This is a genomic window from Arhodomonas aquaeolei DSM 8974, from assembly GCF_000374645.1.
GTDB classification, from domain to species: Bacteria; Pseudomonadota; Gammaproteobacteria; order Nitrococcales; family Nitrococcaceae; genus Arhodomonas; species Arhodomonas aquaeolei.
The window spans coordinates 37,344-37,882 of sequence record NZ_KB894825.1 but is presented as its reverse complement, the minus strand read 5'-3'; the positions used below and the strand labels follow the sequence as shown (position 1 = coordinate 37,882).

General features: G+C 61.6%; 1 protein-coding gene. It reads left to right on the top strand.

What is annotated here, in order from left to right:
- A partial coding sequence (locus C516_RS19995) for an integrase core domain-containing protein (RefSeq protein ID WP_018719630.1) occupies positions 1–522 on the top strand: 522 nt, incomplete at its 5' end.
- Between the last annotated feature and the right edge of the window lie 17 nt (positions 523–539).

The window sequence follows — 539 nt, the reverse complement described above, 5'->3', positions numbered from 1 at the left end:
CTCCAGCCGCTACGACCGAACCAGGCCTGGTCGGCGGACTTCATGAGCGATGCGCTCTACGACGGCCGCGCCTTTCGCACTTTCAACGTCATCGACGACTACAACCGCGAGGCGCTGCGGGTGGAAGTGGATGTCTCGCTCACCGCCGAACGCGTTCTGCGGGTTCTCGACGAGCTCCTGGTCGTGCGCGGGCGGCCCGAGCGCATCCGAGTGGATCATGGTCCGGAGTTCACCAGTGCGGTCTTTGTGGGCTGGTGCCAGACCCACGGTATTGAGCTCGAATACACCCAACCCGGCAAGCCCAACCAGAACGGGTTCGTCGAACGCTTTAACGGTAGCTACCGCAACGGCGTGCTCGACGCCTGGTTGTTCATGGACCTTGAGCACGTCCGCGAGGAAACCGAGCGTTGGCTCGCTGAGTACAACACCATCCGTCCCCACGAATCACTCGGCGATATCTCGCCGCTCGAGTTCCTCAACGACCGTGGCCATGCTGGAGTTTCTATTTATGACTGGGCCTAAGTCGGGGAAGTGGACAC